The organism is Azospira inquinata (assembly GCF_018905915.1).
Classification (GTDB): domain Bacteria; phylum Pseudomonadota; class Gammaproteobacteria; order Burkholderiales; family Rhodocyclaceae; genus Azospira; species Azospira inquinata.
Genome location: NZ_CP064782.1, coordinates 1,743,985 through 1,765,457 on the forward strand (window position 1 = coordinate 1,743,985; position 21,473 = coordinate 1,765,457).

Below are 21,473 nucleotides of genomic sequence, written 5' to 3' on the forward strand. Positions count from 1 at the left end.
GGCCCCATTTGGCCTGGCTGACCGGTCATCGACTGTTCAGGAATCCTGGATCGCCAGGGGCGGGCAAGGTCTGCCCTTTGCGGAAGTCCAGCCCAGGGGCGCTTCAAAGGGCCTCTCGGTTTCTCCTCGAAACCCTTTTCCTCATCGCTCCATTCCTCTGGGGTTCCCGGGGCCCTTCCCCGGGCGGCCCATAGGCCGGTTTCCCTACCGCGGCGCGCTGCGGGGCCAGGGGCGGCAACGGTGTTACAGGGCCACCAGGACGGAGGCCACATCCGTCAATTCTTCCCGGACCATGCGCCGCACGTCATCCTCGTTGCGGGCGTTGCTGATGCTGTAAAGGTGGTGTTCCCCGTTCAGAAAGCGCACGGCGGCCAGGTATTCCAGGCGGGGTCGCCGCCGGGACGGGGTGGTGCCGCTGGCCCGGGGCGTGTTGCCGGAACTGGGGGCGGGGCGGGACGCCCGTTGTTGTTTCGCCATAATTTTTTCCTCCCTAAGATACAAAACGGTTCCTCCTCCAGGAACCGTGGCAACCATCCTAGCGAAAGCTAAGGCCATGAAAAATTAGACAAAAGTGATAGCGCTATGCGGTGCGGGTGACAACGCCCTGCCAGGCCCCACGGTTAGGGGGAAAGGGAAAAATGAAAATTCCTAAAAAATCCGAATGGAATGAAAAAAATCCCCCTTTTTGGCAAGTTTCCTGAAAGGCGGCCCCGGGGACATCGCCTGGCCGGGGCCTTGTCCTTCACCGGGGTTTCTCCGGGGCCGCCCCCCCGATGGCTGGGGGTGGCTAGGGGGGACGGGCGGCTCCCCGTGGCTGGCGACGGTGCCAGGGGATGCCTGCCCCGGGAGAATCCCCCCATCTGTCCAGGGGGCTGGAGCGGCTTCCCTGGGCCCCCTGGCCGTGGGGCCGGAAACCCGGCGTGGCCTTGTTTTCGGCCTTCTCCCCCGCTACCTGCCCCCCCGGCGATTCCCCGGCTCCCCCGATTTTTTTCCCCTATCCCCCGGTAGGAGGATGGGGCGGCGGGCCGGTAACGGATAAAATGGCGTCTATGGGCCGGACTTCCTCTATTTCCCTCTTTTTCCTTCCCCCACGGGGCGGGGCCTCCGTGCCCGGCGCGGCCCTTGGGGCAGGGGGACGCTGACCATGGCCCGTGCCCCTTTGCCCGCCGTGCTGGTGGTGGATGACGAGGTCCGCTCCCAGGAGGCCCTGCGCCGTACCCTGGAGGAGGATTTCCAGGTCTTTACCGCCAGTGACGGGGAGGGGGCCCTGGCCATCATGGCCCAGGCCGGGGATTCCATTCAGGTGGTGCTCTGCGACCAGCGTATGCCGGGCATGTCCGGGGTGGCCTTCCTCAAGGAGGTGCGGGAACGCTGGCCCGAAGCGGTGCGCATCGTGCTCTCCGGCTATTCGGAGGCGGAGGACATCATTGCCGGGATTAACGAGGCGGGCATCTACCAGTACCTACTCAAGCCCTGGCAGCCGGAACAGCTGCTCCTCACCCTGAAAAATGCCGCCGCCCTGTGGCGCCTGCAACAGGAAAACCAGCGCCTCTCCCTGGAACTGCGCACGGCGGAGCCGGTGCTGCGCCAGCGGGTGGAGATGAAGTACGAGCGGGTGAAGCGGGAATTCGGTCTGGACGGCCTGACCCGGGCCCCCAACAGCCCCATGAACGATGTCTGCCTGATGGTGGAAAAAATCGCTCCCTACGACCTTTCCGTGTTGCTCACCGGGGAGTCGGGGACGGGCAAGGAAATGCTGGCCCGGGCCATCCATTACCAGAGCCGCCGCAACCGTCAGCCCTTTGTGGTGGAAAACTGCGGCGCCCTGCCGGACCAGCTCCTGGAAGCGGAACTGTTCGGCTATAAGCGGGGCGCCTTCACCGGCGCCTACGAAGACCGCCAGGGCCTGTTTCAGCAGGCGGACGGGGGCACCATTTTTCTGGACGAAATCGGGGAAACGTCTCCCGCCTTCCAGGTCAAGCTCCTGCGGGTGCTCCAGGAAGGGGAATTCCGTCCCCTGGGGGGCACCCGGCCGGTGACGGTGAATGTGCGGGTGGTGGCCGCCACCAACCGGGATCTGGAAGCGGAGGTGCGGGCCGGGCGTTTCCGGGAAGACCTGTTCTACCGCCTAGCCACGGTCACCCTGGTGGTGCCCCCCCTGCGGGAGCGGCCCATGGATATTCCCCTCCTGGCCGCCCGGCTGCTAGAGGTTTCCCAGCAAGCTTTGGATAAACAGGTCGGGGGCTTTAGCGCCGAAACCCTGGCCTGCATTGCCTCCTACCGCTGGCCCGGCAATGTGCGGGAATTGCAGAACGAAATTCTGCGCATGCTGGCCCTTTGCGAAGGGGAGCGCATCGGCGCCGAACTCCTTTCTCCCCGGGTGCTGCGGGCCCCGGTGGGGGATAGCCAGGCGGCGGAACTGAGCTTCCTCGCCGATCTTTCCGGCGGTCTCAAGGAGCGCATGGAACAGCTGGAGGCCAAGGTGGTGAAGGAGGCCATGATCCGGCATCGCTGGAACAAATCCCGGGCCGCCCAGGAGCTGGGCCTCTCCCGGGTTGGCCTGCGCAACAAGCTGGTGCGCTACGGTCTGGAGAAGGCCTGATGGGGCGGCGGAATCCTCCCTGGTTGGCCGCCCGCCCGTGCCCCCGGTTCCCGGGAGCGCGGCCATGAGCCTCAATCTTCTCTGGCTCCAGGCGGGCGGCTGCGGCGGCTGCACTCTGTCCCTGCTGGGGGCGGATGCCCGCAATCTTTTCGCCACCCTGGACGACGCGGGCTATCACCTGCTCTGGCACCCGGCCCTGGCGGAAGCCTGCGGGGCGGAGGCGGTGACGGTGCTGGAAGAGGCCGCCGCCGGGCGCCTGCGGGTGGATGTGCTGTGCGTGGAAGGGGCCATTCTGCGGGGCCCGGAGGGCACGGGCCGGTTTCATATTCTGGCCGGGACTGGCACCCCCATGCTGGACTGGGTGAGGCGTCTGGCGGCCCAAGCGGGCACGGTGCTGGCCATCGGCAGCTGTACGGCCTTTGGCGGCGTACCGGCGGCGGGGGACAACGCCACGGATGCCTGCGGCCTGCAATTTGAAGGCATGGAACGGGGTGGGGTACTGGGGGCGGATTTCCGCGCCCAGGGCGGCCTGCCCGTTGTCAATGTGGCGGGCTGCCCGACCCACCCGGGCTGGATCGTGGATACCCTGCTGGCCTTAGCCCTGGGCCAGCTCGGCCCGGGGGATCTGGATGCCCTGCAACGGCCCCGCTTTTACGCCGACCAGCTGGTGCACCACGGCTGCCCCCGCAACGAGTTTTACGAATTCAAGGCCAGCGCCCATAAACCTTCCGACCTGGGCTGCCTCATGGAAAACCTGGGCTGCAAGGGCACCCAGGCCCACGCGGACTGCAACACCCGGGTCTGGAACGGGGTGGGCTCCTGCCTGCGGGGCGGCTACCCCTGCATTTCCTGCACCGAGCCGGTGTTCGAGGAACCGGGCCATCCCTTCCTGGAAACCCCCAAGGTGGCGGGCATTCCCATCGGCCTGCCGTCGGACATGCCCAAGGCCTGGTTCGTGGCCCTGGCCGCCCTGTCCAAATCCGCCACCCCGAAACGGGTGCGGGAAAACGCCGCCGCTGACCATCCGGTGGTCATACCGGCCATCCGCAAAACGGGGTTGAAATGAGCGATCACCCCCATGGCCAGCACCGTGGCCGGAAAAACACCGTGGTAAAGGCCGTGGATAGGCGTTCTAATTTTGCCCCAGCCGCTGACCGGCTTGCCCTGGCCTTCTTGGGCTGGGGTGGTTGGAAGGCCTTAAACCATGCCCATTTCCCCAGCCCCCTGTCCCTGATGCCCGGAGCACGCCCATGAGCCGCCTGGTCATGGGCCCCTTTAACCGGGTGGAAGGGGATCTGGAAGTGAGCCTGGAAGTGGCCGCGGATCGGGTGGCCGCCGCCTGGGTCACCGCTCCCCTGTACCGGGGCTTTGAAAACATGGTGCTGGGCAAGGCGCCCCTGGACGCCCTGGTGATCGTGCCCCGCATCTGCGGCATCTGCTCCGTGGCCCAGTCCGCCGCCTGTGCCGCCGCCCTGGCGGACGCCATGGGCCTGGCCACCCCGGACAACGGCCGCCTGGCCCGGAACCTGATCCAGGCCGGGGAAAATGTGGCGGACCACCTGACCCATTTCTACCTCTTTTTCATGCCCGACTTCGCTCGGGCCGCCTACGCCAACCGGCCCTGGTTCGACGGGGTGGCGGAGCGCTTCAAGGCCACCCGGGGCAGTGCCACGGCGGACATGCTCCCGGCCCGGGCTGGCTTTCTGCGCCTCCAGGGCTATTTGGCGGGAAAATGGCCCCACACCCTGGCCCTCCAGCCCGGGGGCAGCACCCGGGCCGTGTTGGCGGGGGAAAAAATCCGCCTCCACGCCGTGCTCCGGGAATTCCGCAGCTTTCTGGAACAAACCCTGTTCGGCGACCGGCTCGAAGCCGTGGCCGCCCTGGATTCCGCCGAAGCCCTGGCTGCCTGGGCGGCGGACCGGCGGGGAGATTTCCCCCGCTTCGTCGCCCTGGCCCGGGAAGAGGGCCTGGACACCCTGGGCCGGGGGCCGGACCTGTTTCTTTCCTACGGGGCCTACGCCGGGGAAGTGGGCCAGTTTTTCCCCGCCGGGGTGTGGGATCAGGGCCGGGGCTGCCGCGGCGCCCTGGAGGTTTCCCGCATCGGGGAAGACGTGAGCCACGCCTGGATGGCCGGGGAGGAACCCCGCTCCCCCATGGAAGGCCTGACCCAGCCCCTACCGGACAAGGCGGGGGCCTATACCTGGTGCAAAGCCCCCCGCTACGGGGGCCGCAGCGCCGAGGTGGGGGCCCTGGCCCGGCAACTGGTGGCCGGCCATCCCCTGGCCCGCCATCTGGTCAAGCAGGCCGGGGCGGGCACCGTGTACGCCCGGGTGGTGGCCCGGCTCCTGGAAGTCGCCCAACTGGTGCCCGCCATGGAAGCCTGGGTGGCCCAACTCAGCCCCGGCGCCCCCTTCTGCGCCCAGGGCCAGCTACCGGACCGGGCCCAGGGGGTGGGCCTGGTGGAAGCCGCCCGGGGCGGCCTGGGCCACTGGCTGCGCATTGAAGAAGGCCGCCTGGCGGGCTACCAGATCATCGCCCCCACCACCTGGAATTTCTCCCCCCGGGACGCCCAGGCCCAGCCCGGCGCCCTGGAACAGGCCCTGGTTAATACCCCGGTAGCCCCCGGCGACGCCACCCCCGTCGCCGTCCAACACGTGGTCCGCTCCTTCGATCCGTGCATGGTGTGCACGGTCCATTGAGGTTCCGGGGACCGTTCCTTCAAGCCAGCCGGGAGATTTGCTCCGCCATGGCCGCCAGATGGGTTTCCAGGGCCCCGATGCAGGGCCGGAAGGCGGCGGAGAAACCGCTTTCTTCCCGCAATCGGGCTAGGTAATCCCGGGCCACCCCCAGAGCCCGCCGCCACGCTTCCGCCCCAATGGCCGGGGGCAGGGGGGCGGAGGCCAGAGTCTGGGGTAAATCTCCTCCCGCCGTGGGCGCAAAGGCCATGGGCAACATGTCGTAAGCGGGGGCCAGGGCGTAGGGGGGGGCCTCTGCGGCAATGAGAGAGAGATTGCCTGGATGCATGTCGGTATTGCCGATCAGGTGGCCGAAGGCCTGGAGTCGGGCCGCTTCCCCCACCCCCTCCTGGGAGAGAATGCCCGCCCGGGCCAGGGCCTGGCAGATGACCGTCCAGCCGCCCCGGCCTACTCCCGTGAATTGGGCGTCCACCGTCCCCAGACTGAAGACTCCCCGGCGGCCCAGGGTCCCTATCCGATCAAATCGCTCCCCCTCGAGAAAACGCTGATTCCCCCAGTCCAGCAGGCGACTGGAGACGGCCGGAATGCCCGCCTGATTCAGGGCCTGGAGGGCCAGATGTTCGGCCAGCAGTAGGTCTCGCCAGCGCTGGCTGACCGGGTTGGCGGCGGGGAGGGTGAATTTCACCAGCACGTGGCGGGGGCCCGACTCTCCCTGAACGTAGGCAATGAACTTAGGCTGTTCCCCTCCGGCGGAGGAGCCGGGTAAGGCGCCCCGGGCGGCGGCTTCCGCCAGACGGGGATAGGCTTCCGGCAAATCCTCTTCCCTAATGGCCGGGCCCGGCAGATCGGCCAGAAAAGTGGCTCGGGCCCCTTCGCCGAGCAGCAGATTGCCGATGCAGTCGGCGCCGTCCTGGAGCAGGGCTCTGAGTACATGGGTGTCATCCCAGTCCTTAAGCTGGGCGGGGAGCCCCAGATGCTCCCATTGACGGGCCACATAGAGGCGTCCCAGGTAGCCCTGGGGGCGCATGTCATCCAGCCACCAGGGCAGGCTGTCGCTATGGCTGGTCTTGCCGTCCGGCTGAATCAGCACAAACCCTGCGGGGCGCACCGGGAGCAGGCGGCCCAGATCTTCCAGGGTGCCCCCTTCCCCAACCCGGTAAACCGGGATTTCTCCCAGGCCCCGGCCGGAGTCTCTTAGTCCATATTGAATGGATCGGCCCCGGCCTATCCGGATAATTTCCGGGCCTAAAGCCTGGACTGCCCGGGAGAGGGTGGGTTGGCTAAGGCCTAGTTTTTCCTGGATTTCCCGGGGAGATAGGGGGCCTTGTCCAAGTAAAAAGGCCAGCCGTTCAGTGTGTTTGGCCATGGACTTTTAAAAAAATGAATTGAAAAGTGAATAGATTATTGAATATAAACTAAGCCTTCTCAAGTCCTAAATTAACAACTTGGGAGGCTTTCGCCGTCTTGGTTTTTGGGGGGGGCTTGGGTGGCCTTGGGTTAGAGCCGGTAGGGCCCGGGGCTTGGGGCCTTACCCGGATTGGGTTAGGCTGTGGGCGTTGTTTCTTTTCCTTTGCTTGCCGGTTGGGAACGACCGGTACCGTTCAGGAGTGCGCCATGTCCCGCATCATGCTGGTGGATGACGAAGCGAATATTCTCAAGGCTCTGCGCCGGCTGCTGGGGGCCACGCCCTGCACCTGCGGGGGAACGGTGTTCCGCTTGCAGATCGAAACCTTTACGGAGCCGGAGGCGGCCCTGGAACGGGCTTCCCAGGTGCCTTTTGAACTGGTGCTTTCCGATTACCGGATGCCGGGCATGGATGGGGTGGCCTTTCTGTCCGCCTTCAAGGGCCTGCAACCGGATGCGGTGCGCCTCATTCTTTCCGGCTACGCGGACCTGAATGCCCTGGTGGGGGCCATCAACCAGGCCCAGATCTACCGCTTTCTCTCCAAGCCCTGGAACGATTACGAGCTGGTTTCCACCATTGCCCAGGCCCTGGCCTATCGCCAGCTGACCCTGGAAAACCAGCACCTGGCGGATCAGGCCCGGGTGGCCCAGGGCGCCATGAGCGCGGAGGAGTGGGAGTTGAAGCGCCTGGAGCAGGAATCCCCAGGCATTACCCAGGTGAATTGGGGGCCGGACGGTTCGGTGATTCTGGACCCGGATTTGCTGGAAAAGCCTTAGGCCGGTGGGCCAGCTCCGGTGCCCTATGGGGGCAAGGGGCTGGGGATGGCCGTCCTGCTTGGGCGGGAGGCCGGGAGGCCTGGTCCGAGCCGTGGCTAGGGGCGCGGCGGGGGGTGGTGGGCGAGATTGGCTTGCTGCTTGGCTTGGCGGGCAGGTTTTGGGGGGCGGTCGTAGGGAGCCGCTGGCTTCTGGGGGCAGGGTAGGGCGGCAAGCCCCCTCAACCCCAGGCCCATTTCGGGCTTTTGCGTGTGCTGACTTTGCTCCGGGCCGCTGTCCCCATACTCCGACGGGGCTTTACTCCCGCGTTGTTTCCCTGCCCCGCTAGCGCCTCGGATATTGCTGGGACGCCCAGCCCAGCCCAGCCCGGCCCAGGTCAGCCTCAGCCCAATTCCAAAGCCGCCGCCCCCAGGCGAATGGCTTCCACCGCCGGATGGCGGATACGCCGCTCGTTGGAGATGGCGTAATACTGTTCCCGCACGTCTTCCATTTCCCCCACCGCCTGGGCGCCGAATTGTTCCGCCAGATTGGCGGCGAGGAGGCTGGGGGCGGGGAAAAGGCCCAGGCCGGAGCGGCCGAAGGTCATCAACAGGGCGCTGTCCTCGAATTCCCCCACCACGTCCGGATGCAGGTTGCGGGCCGAGAGCCAGGCGTCGATGCGGCTGCGCAGGGCCGTGTCCCGGGTGGGCAGGAGCAGGGGCGCCCCTTCCAGGGAGGCGGGAAAGCCCGGCCCCAGCTGGTCCGCCAGGGCTGGGGTGGCGTAGAAGCCGATGCGGCATTCCCCCACCGGGTGGCTGAACACCCGGAGATTGGGGCGGCTGCCCGCGGGCCGGTCCGTGAGCACCACGTCCAGCTTGTGCAGGGCCAGGTCCGCTAGCAGTTCGTCGAATTCCCCTTCCTGGCAGATGAGGCGCAGGCCCTGGGGCAGGTGCAGGGCCGCCTCCAGGAGCCGGTAGGCGATGAGCTTGGGCAGGGCGTCGGAAATGCCCACGGTGAGCCGCAGCCGGTGGGTTTCCCCCTGGGCTTGCAGGGTTTCCTGGAGCTGGGCGCCCAGGAGAAAAATCTGGTCCGCGTAGTGCAGGGTGGTGCGGCCCGCCTCGGTGAGCACCAGGCGGCGCCCTTCCTGGGTGAACAGGGCGGTGCCCAGGGTTTGCTCCAGTTCCTTCAATTGGCTGCTGATGGTCTGCACTGCCACCCCCAGGCGGGCCGCCGCCCGGCTGATGCCCCCTTCCTTGGCGACCACCCAGAAATAGTGGAGATGGCGGTGGTTGAGGGGGGCAAGGGGCAGGGCGGGGGAGGTCATGGTCAGGAAAAATCGTCAGAAAAAACCGAAGTAATGCTTCGATTCTCTCTGCTTTTTTAGAAGGATGAAAGCCCTTAAGCTGGACCCCGTCATCTTCCCTCCTCAAAGGAGACTGTCATGGAAACGAAAATCGTCGCCAGGAAAACTGCGGTGGGTGCGGAACTGCGCGCCTATGTGGCCCGCCGGCTGGGCTTTGCCCTGGACCGGAGTGGCAATCGGGTTCAATCTGTTACCGTGCGTTTGGCCGACCAGAACGGTCCCCGGGGCGGGGTGGATAAGCTCTGCTCCCTCCAGCTGGCCCTGCCCGGCCAGCCCGATCTGGTGGTGCGGAGCGTGGCGGGGGATGTGCGGGCCGCCATTGACGGTGCCGCCCACCGGGCCGCCCGGGCCCTGGCCCGGCTCGGCCGCCGTATCGCTACCCGGGCCGTGGCTGCGCCCCGCCGGGACAAGGCGGCCCGGGAACAATCTGGTATAAGGAACGACCTGGAATCACCGGCGGCCCTGGCCCTGCCCGCAGGGGCTTGAGCCTGGCCACCCTCGCTTGAATGGAGAGACTCCCATGAAACGTATTTTGATTTTTCTTGCCACCAATCTGGCCATCATGGTCATGCTGGGCCTGGTGGTGAATATCCTCGGCCTGAACCGCTTCCTCACCTCCGCCGGGCTCAATCTGCCCATGTTGCTGGGCTTTGCGGCGGTTATGGGCTTTGGCGGCTCCTTCATTTCCCTGGCCATGTCCAAGTCCATGGCCAAATGGAGCACCGGGGCCCAGGTCATTGAGCAGCCCGCCAACCAGACCGAAGCTTGGCTGGTGGAAGTGGTGCGCCGTCAGGCCCAGGCCGCCGGGGTGGCCATGCCGGAGGTGGCCATTTACGAAGGGGAGCCCAACGCCTTCGCCACCGGCCCGAGCCGCAACAATTCCCTGGTGGCCGTGTCCACCGGCCTGCTCCAGTCCATGGCCCCCCAGGAAGTGGAGGCGGTGCTGGCCCACGAAATGAGCCACGTGGCCAACGGGGACATGGTGACCCTGACCCTGATCCAGGGGGTGGTGAATACCTTTGTCTTCTTCCTCGCCCGGGTGGTGGGCTATCTGGTGGATAACGCCCTGCGCAAGGACGATGAGGAGGCGGCGGGCCCGGGCATGGCCTACATGGTCACCACCTTCGTCTGCGATCTGGTGTTCGGCTTCCTGGCCAGCTTCATCGTCATGTACTTCTCCCGGGTGCGGGAATTCCGGGCCGACGCAGGGGCCGCCCGGCTCATGGGCACGCCCCAGCCCATGGTGGCTGCCCTGCAACGCCTGGGGGGCATGCAGAGCGAATCCCTGCCCGCCAACATGGCGGCCAGCGGCATTGCCGGGGGGCGTAGCTGGATGAGCCTGCTGGCCAGCCACCCCAGCATTGAAGAGCGGATCGCCGCCCTGCAAAGCCGGGGTTAAGCCCGACGGCGGCCGTGCCCGCCATGGGCGCCGCGTCCCTGTATCGGGGCCCGGATCGGGAAATCGGTCCGGGCCCTGTTGTATTGGCGCCTCCGGAGGTTTTGCCCAGCCCGGGGCAAAAGGGGCCGGGTGGGGAAGGGCCTGAATTAGGGTTTCCCCCGGCCTCCCGCTTGCCCTGCTTTTGGTAGACTGGCCCTTTCCCTGGGGTCTCGGCCCCGCGTCTTTTCAAGCTTTCGGCCTGGCCGGGCCGAAAGGGAGCCTGTTATGGAACGCATCACCATTTCCCTCGACACCGAACTGGCCCGGGAATTCGACGCCCTGATGGTGGAACGGGGCTACAACAACCGTTCGGAAGCCATGCGGGACATTCTGCGCAGCCAGCTGGAAGCCTGGCGCCAGACCCGCCAGGAGGTGGCCCGCCAGGAGGGCCACTGTGTGGCCAACCTGTCCTACGTCTATAACCACCATGAGCGGGAGCTGGCAGAACGGCTCACCGGCCTGCAACACGACCACCACGACCTCACCGTGGCCACCCTGCACGCCCACCTGGATCACGAAAACTGCATTGAAAGCACCATTCTGCGCGGCCCCACCGGGGAAGTGCGGCGCTTTGCCGAGGCCTTGATGGCGGAGCGGGGGGTGCGCCACGGTAAGCTCAATCTGGTCTCCGCCGAACTGGGGGACACTGACCACGGCCACGGGGAAACCGGCGCCACGGCCCACCCGGCCAGCACCCATCACCATGTCCACTTCAAACCGGTCCGCTGAAGCCGCCCCCCGGCCCCGTCCGGCCAAAGGGGCCCGTCCCCGTTCCCCCGGGGCCGCCGCCCTGCCCGCCGCGCCTGCCCCCGAGGGCATGAACGAGCAGGCCTGGATCGAGGTGATCCAGAAAATGGACGAGGTCTACGCGGACCTGCTCCAGTACGAAGTGGCCCTGGAGCAGAAAAACGGGGCCCTGGAAGAATCCCACCGCTTTATCGCCAGCGTGCTGGCGGCCATGAGCGACATTCTGGTGGTTTGCAATCGGCAGGGCCTGATTGAGGAGGTGAATCCGGCCTTCCAGCGCTTTACCGGGCGGGGGGAGGAGGAACTGCGGGGCACCCCCATTTTCGACCTCTTCCCCGATCCGGAGGCCCGCCAGCGGGCCCGGGCTTTTTTCGAGGCCCCGCCCACGGAGCGGGGCGCCAATCAGGATGTGGAACTACCCCTCCTGAGCGGGGGCGGCGGCACCGTGCCCGTGTCCTTCAACTGGACCCCCCGCCGTTCCGGCACGGGCAAGCGCATCGGTATGGTGGTCACCGGCCGTCCCGTGGGGGAACTGCGCCGGGCCTATCAGGAATTGCACCAGGCCCACGAAGACTTAAAGCGCACCCAGCAACAGCTCATTCAGGCGGAAAAAATGGCCTCCCTGGGCCGTCTGGTGGCCGGGGTGGCCCACGAACTGAACAACCCCATCAGCTTTGTTCTGGGCAATGTGCTGGCCCTGCGCCGCTATGCGGACCGGCTCCAGACCTATCTGGGCCGGGTCCATACCCAGCCCGCTCTGGCGGCGGACGGGGAACTGGAGGAACTGCGCCGGGAGCTACGCATCGACCGCATTCTGGAAGACATGCAGCCCCTCATCGATGGCATGATCGAGGGGGCGGAACGGACCCGGGATATTGTGGATGGTCTGAAGCGCTTTTCCGCCCAGGATCGGGAGCGGGACGAGGCCTTCAATCTCACGGAAGTGGTGGCTCGGGCGGTGCGCTGGGTGTCCCGCAGCGGCAGCGCCAAGGCCCCGGCCCTGGAGGTGGCCCTGGACCTGCCCGCCCGCCTGCCCATGAAGGGCGCCCCGGGCCAGTTGCAGCAGGTGTTTATGAATCTGGTGCAGAACGCGGCGGACGCCACCGCCGGCCAGGCCGCTCCCCGGCTCACCGTGCGGGCCGAAGTGCTGAAGGATGGGGCGGAAGGCCCGGCGGTGCGCCTCTACTTCCAGGACAACGGACCGGGCATTCCGGAAGAGGCCCTGGGCCATCTCTTCGACCCCTTTTTCACCACCAAGCCCGTGGGCCAGGGCACGGGCCTGGGGCTCTCCATCAGCTACGGCATCGTGCTGCGCCACGGTGGCCGCCTCTGCGCCAGCAACGGCCCGGAAGGGGGCGCCGTGTTCTGTCTGACCCTGCCCCTGGCCGGGGATTAGGGGCCGAGGACGTTTCCCCGCCCCCCTGCTGCCGGGCGCTGCGGTGGCTGAGGCCGGGCCTTGGGCGCGCCCCGGACGCCCCGTACCGTGGTTCGGGCGACTGGGCGCGGAACCCAGTACAGTAAACTCGCCCCTCTCCAGCCTTGATCCGGCCCCTGGGCTTCCCTCTTCTTCCCCCGATTATGGGCCGGAACGTATACCCCCCATCCCCTTCCATGGGACCAGTGGTAGGAGAAAAGTGATATTCTTCACACCGCTTTCTTAACCACTTTTTCCCTTTGTCATGGAAACCCTGCCCCACGATTGGCTGGCCCTAGCCTCCCTGGTACTTATCCTGGGTATGAAGCACGGCTTTGACGCGGACCATCTGGCGGCCATTGATGGCCTAACCCGCTATAACAGCCGCCATCATCCGGCCATCGCCCGTTATTGCGGCACCCTCTTTTCCCTGGGCCATGGCAGCGTGGTGGTGTTCATTTCCCTGCTGGTGGCCACCCTGGCTAACCATTGGGCTGTGCCTGGCTGGATGGATCTGTTCGGCAATTTGGTGTCCATTCTGTTTCTCTCCCTGCTGGGGCTCGTCAATCTGTGGGCGGTGCTGGCCGCCGATCCCCAGGAAATGGTGGCCCCCGTGGGCTTCAAGGGGCGCTTTCTCGGCGGCCTGCAACGCACCCGCCATCCCCTTCTGATCGCCGGGGTGGGGGCGATTTTCGCCATTTCCTTCGACACCATTTCCCAGGCCGCCCTGTTCGCCTTTACCGCCACCCGCTACGGGGGCTGGGAGCAGGCCCTGGGGTTGGGCCTGCTGTTCATGCTGGGCATGTTGCTCACCGATGGTTTGAACGGCCTGTGGATTTCCCGGCTCATCGCCCGGGCCGACCAGGTGGCCCGTATCGCCTCCCGGGTCATGAGCCTGGTGGTGTCCGGCATCAGCCTGCTGGTGGCCGCCTATGGCGCCGCCCGCCTGCTCTCCCCGACCCTGGACGCCTGGGGGGATGGCAAGGAGCTGGCCCTGGGCCTGGGCGTGGTGGGGGTGGTGGCCCTCAGTTTCTTCCTCGCCCTACGTTTGTCCCGCTCCGCCGTGGCGGAAGACTGAAGGCCCCGCCGGGGCTTTTTTATTTGTCTGTGCCGCTCCTAGGGGCGGCAATTTTGCTGATTGATGGGGATAGTTGTGGGCTTCGATAGGAAAAAAATAAAAAATCGCTTAATTTTTCAACGGCGTGCCGGGGGCCTGGAAGGGGCGGCCCGGGTTGCCCCAGTGAAGCTGGGCGGGCGTTTCCCCGCCCGTCTCTCCGGTTCCCTGGGCCTGTCCCTGGCCCTGAGCCTGGGCTTGCCCGGTGCTGCCTGGGCCGCCGGGGTGCCCACCCTGGAGGAAGTGCAGGTTTCGGCCAACCAGGAGGATCTGGCGGGGGTGGCGGATTCCGCCTCCGTGGGCACGGTGACGGCCGCCCAGTTGGCCAACCGGCCCCTGCTGCGCCCGGCGGAGGCCCTGGAAACGGTGCCGGGCCTGATCGTCACCCAGCACGCTGGGGACGGCAAAGCCAATCAGTATTTTCTGCGGGGCTTTAACCTGGATCACGGCACGGACTTCGCTGCCTATGTGGACGACGTGCCCATCAACCTGCCCACCCACGCCCACGGTCAGGGCTACCTGGATCTGAATTTCCTCATCCCCGAACTGGTGGATCGGATTCGCTACAAAAAAGGCACCTACTTTGCCGACGAGGGAGATTTTTCCGCCGCCGGGGCGGCCCATATCGATTACGCCCGGAGTCTGCCGGATAACTTTGCCAGCCTGGGGGTAGGGGAAAACGGCTACCAGCGGGTGCTGGTGGCGGGCAGCCGGGCCGCTGGGGACGGCAATCTGCTGGGGGCCATAGAGGGCTACCACTACGACGGCCCCTGGACCGTGCCGGAGGACAACCGGAAAATCAACGCCCTGTTGCGCTATTCCCAGGGCAGCCGGGACCAGGGCTTTGCCCTCTCCGCCCAGATTTACGATGCCGCCTGGACGTCCACCGACCAGCTGGCCAAGCGGGCCGTGGATGAGGGCCTGGTGGGCCGTTACGGCAGCCTGGACCCTAGTGACGGGGGCAAGACCCATCGCTACAGCCTGGCGGGCCAGTGGGCATCCCAGCGGGACGATGGGGTGCAGACCCGGGCCAATGTGTATTGGGTGGATTACGGCCTCAACCTATTTTCCAATTTCACCTACGCCATGGATAACCCGGTCCAGGGGGACCAGTTTGAGCAGGTGGATCGCCGCCATGTGATGGGCTTTGGCCTGAACCAGTCCCGCCTGACCCGCTGGGCCGGGAAGGATCACCAGATTACCTACGGCGTGCAGGGCCGCTACGACGACATCGGCAACGTGGGCCTGTATCGCACGGAAGACCGCAGCCGCCTCTCCACCGTCAGCCAGGACGCAGTCCAGCAGGGCAGCGTGGGGGTCTTCCTGGAAGCGGCTAGCCAATGGACGCCCTGGTTCCGTACCGTGGCCGGGCTGCGGGAGGATTTCTACCATTTCCGGGTCAATGCCAATGTGGCGGCCAATTCGGGCAGCGCCTCGGACCACATTACCAGCCCCAAACTGTCCTTCATTTTCGGGCCCTTCGGCCATACCGAGTATTACCTCAACCTGGGCCAGGGCTTTCACTCCAATGACGCCCGGGGCGCCACTATTCGGGTGGACCCGGCGGACGGGGTAACGCCCCAGTCCCGGGTCACGCCCCTGGTCAAGGCCCGGGGCCAGGAAATCGGGGTGCGTACCGTGCCCCTGGCGGGCTGGCAGACCTCCCTGGCCCTCTGGCGCCTGGACCTGGATTCGGAACTGGTGTTTTCCGGGGACGCGGGTACCACGGAAGCCAGCCGCCCCAGCCATCGCACTGGGGTGGAGTGGGGCAATTTCTGGAAGCCCCGCAACTGGCTCACCGTGGATGGGGACATTTCCTGGTCCCGGGCCCGGTTCACCGATGGGGACCCGGTGGGGGACCGGATTCCCGGCGCCGTGGAGCGCACCGCTTCCCTGGGCATGACGGTGAGCGATCTGGGCCGCTGGCAGGGGGGGCTGCGCTTCCGCTACTTCGGCCCCCGGCCCTTGATCGAAGATAACTCGGTGCGTTCCGCCAGCTCCTTCCTCACCAATCTGAATCTGGGCTACAAGCTGGCCCCCAAGACTACCCTGACCCTGGAGGTGCTCAACCTGTTCGACCGCAAGGTGAGCGACATCGACTACTACTATGCCTCCCGGCTGCGCAGCGAGGCCGGGGCGGTGGACGATATTCACTTCCACCCGGCGGAACCCCGAACTGCCCGGGTGATCCTGACCCTGCACTTTTAGCCTGCGACAATTTGCCGCGGTGGCTTGTGTTGCACCGGGTTTTTCGCCTATCGTGACGCCCCATGTCTGCCGTGCTGTACCCCGCCCCTGCCATTTCCCCCGCCGACCTGTCCACGCCGCCCCGGCGTCACGGGCTCGGCTGGCCGTTCTGGGTGTTTTCCCTGGGGGTGCACGGCCTGGCCCTGTTCGCCTGGCATCGTCCCAATGAGGTGATTCTGCCCCCCGTGCCCCTGGCGGTGACCCTGACCGGCCACGTGGGGGCGCCCCATCCGGTGCCCGTACCCCAGGTCCATCCCACTCCGGAGCCGGCCACTACCCATCCGGTCAAGGCTGCCCATCCGATTCCTACCCCGGTGACCGTTCCCCATCCCACTCCCAGTCCCAAGGTGGCGCCCGCCAAGCCGACGCCGGAGGCCAAGGTGCTGGCCGTGGCCGGTCCCCGCATGGCGGCCCCTGCCGCCCCGGCGCCCGGGGGCGGCAGCCCGGCGCCTACCGGTGCCAGCGGCGCCAATGCGGGGGGCGTGGCGGCCCCCAGTGGTGACGGCGCCCCCGCCCCTCTCCATCCCCCTTCCTTCAATGCGGACTATTTGAATAATCCGGCCCCTGTCTATCCTTCCCTGGCCCGCCGCCAGGGGGTGGAAGGCCGGGTCATGCTGGATGTGCTGGTGACGCCGGAAGGCAAGGTACGCTCCCTGAAGGTGCGCCAATCCTCCGGCAGCAATGCCCTGGATGAGGCGGCCCAGGCCGCGGTGCGAGACTGGCGCTTTGTTCCTGCCCGCCGGGGCGACACCCCGGTGGAGGCCTGGGTCGGGGTGCCCGTTTCCTTCCACATGAGCCATTAGCTCCCGTCCTTTGGCGGGACAGCTGGAGCTTTTCCCTGGCCGCCGCTGAAGGCGCCGCCGGAGCATCTTCGACAGCCGGTTGGATACGGCGCGGCGCAACATGGCTGTTACAGCAAGTGCCACAGTGAAGACGTATAATGCTCGGTTTCCCAAATTGCCGGCGCCTGTTTCCCGGGACCATCCGGCTCAGCATTCGAGGTACTTCTGATGGAAAAGAACCTGCGCGACGCAGCTCTTGAATACCACCGCCTTCCCACTCCGGGGAAGATTTCCGTTCAGCCCACCAAGGGCCTGACCAACCAACGGGATCTGGCCCTGGCCTATTCCCCTGGCGTGGCCTACGCCTGCGAGGAAATCGTGGCCAATCCGGTGGCCGTGGATGAAATGACCTCCCGGGGCAATCTGGTGGGGGTGGTGACCAACGGGACCGCCGTGCTGGGCCTGGGCAACATCGGCCCCCTGGCCGCCAAGCCGGTGATGGAAGGCAAGGGTTGCCTGTTCAAGAAATTCGCTGGCATCGACGTCTTCGACATTGAAATCGCCGAAAAGGACCCGGACAAGCTGATCGAAATGATCGCTGCCCTGGAACCGACCCTGGGCGGGGTCAATCTGGAAGACATCAAGGCGCCGGAGTGCTTCTACATCGAGAAGCAGCTGAAGGAACGGATGTCCATCCCGGTCTTCCATGATGACCAGCACGGCACCGCCATCATTTCCGCCGCCGCCATGCTGAATGGCCTGAAGGTGGTGGGCAAGAACCCCGCCGAAGTGAAGGTGGTGGCTTCCGGTGCCGGCGCCGCCGCCATCTCCTGCCTGGATTTGTGGTGCGAACTGGGCATCAAGCGGGAAAACGTTACCGTTTGCGATTCCAAGGGCGTCATTTACGTGGGCCGGGACGAAAAGATGGAGGCCAACAAGGCCCGCTTCGCCCGGGAAACCACCGCCCGTACCCTGGGGGATGCCATCGCCAACGCGGATGTGTTCCTGGGCCTGTCCGCCGCCGGTGTGTTGAAGCAGGAAATGGTCAAGACCATGGCCAAGAATCCCCTGATCTTCGCCCTGGCTAACCCGACCCCGGAAATCATGCCGGAACTGGTCCAGGAAGTCCGTCCCGACGCTATTACCGCCACGGGCCGTTCCGACTACGCCAACCAGGTTAATAACGTCCTTTGCTTCCCCTTTATTTTCCGGGGCGCCCTGGATGTGGGGGCCAAGCGCATTACGGAAGAAATGAAGCTGGCCTGTGTCAAAGCCATTGCCGCCCTGGCCCAGGAAGAGGTGAGCGACGAAGTGGCCATGGCCTATCCGGGGCTGAACCTGACCTTCGGTCCGGGCTACCTGATCCCCAAGCCCTTCGATCCCCGCCTCATTTCCATCATCGCCCCCGCCGTGGCCCAGGCCGCCATGGATTCCGGCGTGGCCACCCGGCCCATCACGGATATGGAAGCCTATCGGGACAAGCTGAAGGAATTTAACAGCCACACCGGGGCCGGCATGCGTTCCGTATTCACCGCCGCCAAGCAGGGTCAGACCCAGCGCATCGTCTATGCGGAAGGGGAAGACGAGCGGGTGCTGCGGGCCGTCCAGATTGTGCTGGAAGAACGGCTGGCCGCCCCCATCCTGGTGGGCCGTCCCGAAGTCATTACCCAGCGCCTGGAAAAGATCGGTTCCAAGCTCAAGGTGGGCACGGATTTCGAGGTGGTGAATCCCAATTACGATGACCGCTACAAGGAATGCTGGAGCGCCTACCATCAACTGATGAAGCGCCACGGCATTACCATCGACATCGCTAAGATGCGCCTGCGTTCCGATAACACCATTATCGGTGCCATGCTGGTGCGTCAGGGCTATGCCGACGGCCTGATCTGCGGTGTGACCGGCCGCTTCGCCCACCACCTGCGTCAGGTGGAAGAAGTGATCGGCAAGGCGCCGGGCCACAACACCCTGGCGGCCATGAACTATCTGCTGCTGCCGGGCCGTTCCCTGTTCCTCTGCGACACCCATGTGAACGAAAATCCGGATGCGGATCAGATTGCGGAAATCACCCTGATGGCGGCGGAAACGGTGCATCGCTTCGGCATTCAGCCCAAGGTGGCCCTGCTGTCCCATTCCAATTTCGGCTCCTCCCAATCCCCCGCCGCCCGGAAAATGGCCGACGCCCTGGAACTCATCCGGGCCCAAGCCCCGACCCTGGAAGTGGATGGAGAAATGCACGGGGATTCGGCCCTGAATGACGACATCCGCCGCCAATCCGACCCCGAATCCCCCCTGAAGGGCGAAGCCAATACCCTGGTCATGCCCAATCTGGACGCCGCCAACATCTCCTACAACCTGTTGAAGATGACCGGTGGAGAAGGGGTCACCATTGGCCCGATCCTCCTGGGTGCCGCCAAGCCGGTGCACGTGCTTACCTCCACCGCCACCGTGCGGCGCCTGGTGAACATGACTGCCCTGGCCGCTGTGGGTGTGGGCTCCGCCAAGTAGGCCGCCCCCGCCCCCCGAAAAAAGGCCCGCAAGGGCCTTTTTTTATTGCTTGTAGCGCCCGGGATATGGGAACTGGTGACGGGCAAGAGGCAGGAAAGCCGATTTAAGCTAGTTGGCTTGAGGTTTGGAGGACAGAGAATTGTCCGTCTGCACTGTGCAATTCTTTATGTTTGAGCCCGGAAAGAGAATGAAACTGTTCGCCAGGGCGGTGGGCGGTGAGATGAGGAGGGGGGGGGCTCGGCTGAGTCGCCGAAAAGGGGGAGGGGTACAAAGCAAAAAGCCCAACCGGTTAGGCTGGGCTTTTTACGAAATGCTTTGGTGGGTTGTGAGTGGCTCGAACACTCGACCTACGGATTAAGAGTCCGCTGCTCTACCAACTGAGCTAACAACCCGTGAAGGCTTCGCATTATAGTCACTTCGCGGTGTTTTGTGAAGTGGTGGGTCGGCCGAGATTCGAACTCGGGACCAACGGATTAAAAGTCCGCTGCTCTACCGACTGAGCTACCGACCCATAAAACGAAGGGGCGCATTATAGTTTGCGCCCCTTTCTTCTGTCAAATCGCGGGCTTACTGGGCGGGGCCCGGCACGGCCATTTCCGGCCTTAAGCCTGGGGGGCGTAGCGGGTGGGGTCGGGGAGCCCGGCGGCGGCGAAGCCTTCCTTGCGCAGGCGGCAGGAGTCACAGACGCCGCAGGCCCGGCCTTCGCTGTCGGCCTGGTAGCAGGAGACGGTGAGGCTGTAGTCCACCCCCAGGTCTGTGCCCTTGCGGGCGATTTCCGCCTTGGAGAGGCGCATCAGGGGGGCGTGGATGGTGAGCTTGCTGCCTTCCACCCCGGCCTTGGTGGCTAGGTTGGCCATGTGCTCAAAGGCCGCCACAAATTCCGGGCGGCAATCCGGGTAGCCGGAGTAGTCCACCGCATTGACGCCGATAAAAATGTCCTGGGCTCCCAGAACTTCCGCCCAGGCCAGGGCCAGGGAAAGCATGACCGTGTTGCGGGCCGGTACGTAGGTGACCGGGATGCCCGGATGGAGGCCGTCCGTGGGCACCTCAATGTGGGTGTCCGTGAGGGCGGAACCGCCGAATTGGGCCAGATCCAGGCGCACGATGCGGTGTTCCACCGCACCCAGGGCCTGGGCGACCCGGGCCGCGCCTTGCAGCTCGGTCTGGGAACGCTGGCCGTAATCAAAGGAGAGGCAGTAGGGGGCGTAGCCCTGGTGCTTGGCGATGGCCAGGCAGGTGGAGGAGTCCAGACCGCCGGAAAGCAGGACGACGGCGGGTTTCAAGGTGTTTTCTGTCATGGGTACAAGCAGGGGGAGAAGGGTCAGGCGGGGGATTGGGTGGCACCGGCCACCAGGGCCGCCAGGTCCCGGTTGAGTAGGGCGTCATCGCCCAGGTTGAGTTCCACCAAGCGACGCAGGTGGCTGATGCTGTCCAGGTCGATGTCTTCGCAGCGCAGGCCGATCTGGGTGGGGGAGACGTGGGCCAGGTGGCCGCTCATGGTGACCCGGGTCTGACCTTCCCCCAGATCAATTTCTAGGCGGCAGGACTGGCCCGAATCCCCTTGCCAGGGGGTCTGGGGCGAGAGCAGGGCGCCTTTTAGAGAAAGGTCCCGTATCTCCCCCTGGAGGGTGGTGCCGTCGGCCAGAATCAGCCGGGCGGGGGTCTGGAACAGGACGCGGGTGAAGTGACGACGATCAGCTTGGGTCATGGCGGCCTCCGCAGGTTATTTCCCCCGCATGTTACCCCAAAGGACCTTGTGGAGCTGAAGCTGGAAGCGGACGGGGAGACCATCCTCCAGGATCCAGGCGGCCAGGTCGGCGGGCTCCAGGTGGCCCTGGACGGGGGAAAAGAGGACGGCGCAGCGCCGTGCCAGGCCCCGGTCCCGCAGCTGACGCACGGCCCAGTCGTAGTCCCGACGGTCGGAAAGAACCAGCTTGAGCTCGTCCCGGGGGGTCAGATAGGCCAGGTTTTCCCAGCAGTTGCGGGCCTCTTCTCCGGACCCCGGGGCTTTCAGGTCCATGATTTTCGCCACCCGGGAATCCACCTGGCTCACGTCCAGGGCTCCGCTGGTTTCCAGGGACACGTCGTAACCGGCGTCGCACAGGGCGGTAAGCAGCCGGGGACAGGCTTTCTGGGCCAGGGGCTCACCACCGGTGACGCAGACCCGGCGGCAAGGGTATTGGCCAGCCGCGGCCAGAATGGCTTCCAGGTCCATGACCTGGCCACCGCTGAAGGCGTATTCCGTATCGCACCAGGTGCAGCGCAGGGGACAGCCGGAAAGGCGGATGAAAATGGTCGGCAGGCCGACCCGGGAGCTTTCCCCTTGCAGGGAATAGAAAATTTCGTTGATCTTGAGACTGTCTTGGGGCATGGGCGCAGGGGAGGGGCGGGCAAAGCCGCTAACGGGC

Annotated in this window: 18 protein-coding genes and 2 tRNA genes; 12 read left to right on the plus strand and 8 right to left on the minus strand. The window is 65.7% G+C overall.

The genetic code is table 11. From position 1 onward, the window contains the following. Positions 1-243 precede the first annotated feature (243 nt). Entirely contained in the window at positions 244-477 is a 234-nt protein-coding gene (locus Azoinq_RS08020; protein ID WP_216130217.1) for a hypothetical protein, read from the minus strand. Between the two features lie 667 nt (positions 478-1,144). Here Azoinq_RS08020 and Azoinq_RS08025 point away from each other — a divergent pair. The 3 genes from Azoinq_RS08025 (at position 1,145) to Azoinq_RS08035 (ending at position 5,301) form a co-directional block, all read left to right on the plus strand. After that, positions 1,145-2,602 carry a sigma-54-dependent transcriptional regulator gene (locus tag Azoinq_RS08025; RefSeq protein WP_216130215.1) on the plus strand — a complete coding sequence of 486 codons (1,458 nt, stop codon included), beginning with the start codon at positions 1,145-1,147 and terminating at the stop codon, positions 2,600-2,602. Between the two features lie 64 nt (positions 2,603-2,666). Continuing rightward, on the plus strand, positions 2,667-3,668 hold the full coding sequence (locus Azoinq_RS08030; RefSeq protein ID WP_216130213.1) for an NADH-quinone oxidoreductase subunit B family protein: 1,002 nt from the start codon (positions 2,667-2,669) through the stop codon (positions 3,666-3,668). 184 nt (positions 3,669-3,852) lie between these two features. Next, on the plus strand, positions 3,853-5,301 hold the full coding sequence (locus Azoinq_RS08035; RefSeq protein ID WP_216130212.1) for a nickel-dependent hydrogenase large subunit: 1,449 nt from the start codon (positions 3,853-3,855) through the stop codon (positions 5,299-5,301). A 19-nt stretch (positions 5,302-5,320) separates the two neighbouring features. On the opposite strand, the gene yjjJ is transcribed toward Azoinq_RS08035, so the two are convergent. Continuing rightward, positions 5,321-6,664 (minus strand): type II toxin-antitoxin system HipA family toxin YjjJ, encoded by a 1,344-nt coding sequence (gene yjjJ, locus Azoinq_RS08040; protein ID WP_216130210.1) that lies wholly within the window; start codon positions 6,662-6,664, stop codon positions 5,321-5,323. 248 nt (positions 6,665-6,912) lie between these two features. On the opposite strand from yjjJ, the gene Azoinq_RS08045 reads away from it, so the two are divergent. After that, positions 6,913-7,479 (plus strand): response regulator, encoded by a 567-nt coding sequence (locus Azoinq_RS08045; RefSeq protein WP_216130208.1) that lies wholly within the window; start codon positions 6,913-6,915, stop codon positions 7,477-7,479. Between the two features lie 379 nt (positions 7,480-7,858). Here the strand turns inward: Azoinq_RS08045 and nhaR are convergent, their stop codons facing one another. After that, a complete protein-coding gene (gene nhaR / locus Azoinq_RS08050; RefSeq protein ID WP_216130206.1) occupies positions 7,859-8,779 on the minus strand; it encodes a transcriptional activator NhaR in 921 nt (306 codons plus the stop codon). A 117-nt stretch (positions 8,780-8,896) separates the two neighbouring features. Here nhaR and Azoinq_RS08055 point away from each other — a divergent pair, with 117 nt between their 5' ends. From Azoinq_RS08055 to Azoinq_RS08090, 8 genes are all read left to right on the plus strand, one after another. Further along, positions 8,897-9,304, plus strand: coding sequence for an HPF/RaiA family ribosome-associated protein (locus Azoinq_RS08055; protein ID WP_216130203.1), 408 nt, complete (start codon positions 8,897-8,899; stop codon positions 9,302-9,304). A 34-nt stretch (positions 9,305-9,338) separates the two neighbouring features. Continuing rightward, complete coding sequence (htpX, locus tag Azoinq_RS08060) at positions 9,339-10,217, plus strand: protease HtpX (RefSeq protein ID WP_216130201.1); 879 nt, start codon at positions 9,339-9,341, stop codon at positions 10,215-10,217. Between the two features lie 264 nt (positions 10,218-10,481). Then, positions 10,482-10,985 (plus strand): nickel-responsive transcriptional regulator NikR, encoded by a 504-nt coding sequence (gene nikR, locus Azoinq_RS08065; RefSeq protein ID WP_216130199.1) that lies wholly within the window; start codon positions 10,482-10,484, stop codon positions 10,983-10,985. Next, a complete protein-coding gene (locus tag Azoinq_RS08070; protein WP_216130197.1) occupies positions 10,960-12,399 on the plus strand; it encodes a sensor histidine kinase in 1,440 nt (479 codons plus the stop codon). Before nikR ends, Azoinq_RS08070 begins: the two co-directional genes overlap by 26 nt. A 283-nt stretch (positions 12,400-12,682) precedes the next feature. Next, positions 12,683-13,495, plus strand: coding sequence for a HoxN/HupN/NixA family nickel/cobalt transporter (locus Azoinq_RS08075; RefSeq protein WP_216130195.1), 813 nt, complete (start codon positions 12,683-12,685; stop codon positions 13,493-13,495). A 162-nt stretch (positions 13,496-13,657) separates the two neighbouring features. Continuing rightward, positions 13,658-15,739 (plus strand): TonB-dependent receptor, encoded by a 2,082-nt coding sequence (locus tag Azoinq_RS08080; protein WP_232368445.1) that lies wholly within the window; start codon positions 13,658-13,660, stop codon positions 15,737-15,739. Positions 15,740-15,801: 62 nt separating this feature from the next. Continuing rightward, complete coding sequence (locus Azoinq_RS08085) at positions 15,802-16,581, plus strand: energy transducer TonB (RefSeq protein ID WP_216130193.1); 780 nt, start codon at positions 15,802-15,804, stop codon at positions 16,579-16,581. Positions 16,582-16,788: 207 nt separating this feature from the next. After that, positions 16,789-19,065, plus strand: coding sequence for an NADP-dependent malic enzyme (locus Azoinq_RS08090; RefSeq protein ID WP_216130190.1), 2,277 nt, complete (start codon positions 16,789-16,791; stop codon positions 19,063-19,065). A 316-nt stretch (positions 19,066-19,381) separates the two neighbouring features. Here the strand turns inward: Azoinq_RS08090 and Azoinq_RS08095 are convergent. The 5 genes from Azoinq_RS08095 to queE all read right to left on the minus strand — a co-directional run bounded on the left by Azoinq_RS08095 (position 19,382) and on the right by queE (position 21,436). After that, a tRNA-Lys gene (locus Azoinq_RS08095) sits at positions 19,382-19,457 on the minus strand. Positions 19,458-19,500: 43 nt separating this feature from the next. Continuing rightward, positions 19,501-19,576: transfer RNA gene (locus Azoinq_RS08100), tRNA-Lys, on the minus strand. A gap of 91 nt (positions 19,577-19,667) precedes the next feature. Further along, positions 19,668-20,363, minus strand: coding sequence for a 7-cyano-7-deazaguanine synthase QueC (gene queC, locus Azoinq_RS08105; RefSeq protein WP_216130188.1), 696 nt, complete (start codon positions 20,361-20,363; stop codon positions 19,668-19,670). A gap of 23 nt (positions 20,364-20,386) precedes the next feature. Beyond that, a complete protein-coding gene (locus tag Azoinq_RS15090; protein ID WP_216130186.1) occupies positions 20,387-20,773 on the minus strand; it encodes a PilZ domain-containing protein in 387 nt (128 codons plus the stop codon). A gap of 15 nt (positions 20,774-20,788) precedes the next feature. Continuing rightward, positions 20,789-21,436: a 7-carboxy-7-deazaguanine synthase QueE gene (gene queE, locus Azoinq_RS08115; protein ID WP_216130184.1), complete on the minus strand. Its 648-nt coding sequence runs from the start codon at positions 21,434-21,436 to the stop codon at positions 20,789-20,791. Between the last annotated feature and the right edge of the window lie 37 nt (positions 21,437-21,473).

What these genes read in the sequence shown, in the direction of transcription:
- Azoinq_RS08020 (WP_216130217.1), bottom strand. Translation starts at nt 477, where the DNA reads ATGGCGAAACAACAACGGGCGTCCCGCCCCGCCCCCAGTTCCGGCAAC.
- Azoinq_RS08025 (WP_216130215.1), top strand. Translation starts at nt 1,145, where the DNA reads ATGGCCCGTGCCCCTTTGCCCGCCGTGCTGGTGGTGGATGACGAGGTC.
- Azoinq_RS08030 (WP_216130213.1), top strand. Translation starts at nt 2,667, where the DNA reads ATGAGCCTCAATCTTCTCTGGCTCCAGGCGGGCGGCTGCGGCGGCTGC.
- Azoinq_RS08035 (WP_216130212.1), top strand. Translation starts at nt 3,853, where the DNA reads ATGAGCCGCCTGGTCATGGGCCCCTTTAACCGGGTGGAAGGGGATCTG.
- yjjJ (WP_216130210.1), bottom strand. Translation starts at nt 6,664, where the DNA reads ATGGCCAAACACACTGAACGGCTGGCCTTTTTACTTGGACAAGGCCCC.
- Azoinq_RS08045 (WP_216130208.1), top strand. Translation starts at nt 6,913, where the DNA reads ATGTCCCGCATCATGCTGGTGGATGACGAAGCGAATATTCTCAAGGCT.
- nhaR (WP_216130206.1), bottom strand. Translation starts at nt 8,779, where the DNA reads ATGACCTCCCCCGCCCTGCCCCTTGCCCCCCTCAACCACCGCCATCTC.
- Azoinq_RS08055 (WP_216130203.1), top strand. Translation starts at nt 8,897, where the DNA reads ATGGAAACGAAAATCGTCGCCAGGAAAACTGCGGTGGGTGCGGAACTG.
- htpX (WP_216130201.1), top strand. Translation starts at nt 9,339, where the DNA reads ATGAAACGTATTTTGATTTTTCTTGCCACCAATCTGGCCATCATGGTC.
- nikR (WP_216130199.1), top strand. Translation starts at nt 10,482, where the DNA reads ATGGAACGCATCACCATTTCCCTCGACACCGAACTGGCCCGGGAATTC.
- Azoinq_RS08070 (WP_216130197.1), top strand. Translation starts at nt 10,960, where the DNA reads ATGTCCACTTCAAACCGGTCCGCTGAAGCCGCCCCCCGGCCCCGTCCG.
- Azoinq_RS08075 (WP_216130195.1), top strand. Translation starts at nt 12,683, where the DNA reads ATGGAAACCCTGCCCCACGATTGGCTGGCCCTAGCCTCCCTGGTACTT.
- Azoinq_RS08085 (WP_216130193.1), top strand. Translation starts at nt 15,802, where the DNA reads ATGTCTGCCGTGCTGTACCCCGCCCCTGCCATTTCCCCCGCCGACCTG.
- Azoinq_RS08090 (WP_216130190.1), top strand. Translation starts at nt 16,789, where the DNA reads ATGGAAAAGAACCTGCGCGACGCAGCTCTTGAATACCACCGCCTTCCC.
- queC (WP_216130188.1), bottom strand. Translation starts at nt 20,363, where the DNA reads ATGACAGAAAACACCTTGAAACCCGCCGTCGTCCTGCTTTCCGGCGGT.
- Azoinq_RS15090 (WP_216130186.1), bottom strand. Translation starts at nt 20,773, where the DNA reads ATGACCCAAGCTGATCGTCGTCACTTCACCCGCGTCCTGTTCCAGACC.
- queE (WP_216130184.1), bottom strand. Translation starts at nt 21,436, where the DNA reads ATGCCCCAAGACAGTCTCAAGATCAACGAAATTTTCTATTCCCTGCAA.